This window comes from Ralstonia sp. VS2407 (assembly GCF_052950655.1).
In genome coordinates this window covers 1-442 of record NZ_JBRFVG010000344.1, presented here as the reverse complement: position 1 = coordinate 442, position 442 = coordinate 1, and the positions used below count along the sequence as shown (strand labels likewise).

Sequence of the window (442 nt, the reverse complement as noted above, 5' to 3'; positions counted from 1 at the left end):
GTCACCGGACTGATCCCGCTCACCGGTCTGACGACGCCGTTCCTGTCGTACGGCGGGTCGTCGCTGGTCGCCAACTGGGTGATCATCGCCCTGCTCATCCGCATCTCCGACCAGGCCCGCCGACCCCTCCCGAGGATGAGCGACCTCAGTGGCACCTTCGACAGTGAGACCACCCAGGTGGTGAAGCTGACGTGAACAAGCCGATCCGCACCATCTCGATCTTCTGCCTCCTCCTCTTCCTGGCCCTGATGGTCAACGCCTCCTACGTCATGTACTTCCGCGCCGACGAGCTCGCCTCGGACGCCAAGAACCGGCGGGTGATCAACGCCGCCTTCTCCCGCGAGCGCGGCGCGATCCTGGTGGGCAAGGACCCCGTCGCCCGCAGCGTCCCCTCCGACGACAAGTACGACTTCCAGCGGACCTACCCGCAGCCGTTCATGTA

The 442-nt window shown here is 65.6% G+C and carries 1 protein-coding gene and 1 pseudogene; both read left to right on the top strand.

Annotated features, from left to right (window positions below):
* Positions 1-195, top strand: a 195-nt coding sequence (locus ACU8YE_RS25375; RefSeq protein ID WP_446930346.1) for an FtsW/RodA/SpoVE family cell cycle protein, incomplete at its 5' end; no start/stop codon positions are given.
* A pseudogene (locus ACU8YE_RS25370) lies at positions 192-442 on the top strand (hypothetical protein); the annotation flags it as partial. The gene ACU8YE_RS25375 and the pseudogene ACU8YE_RS25370, both read left to right, overlap by 4 nt.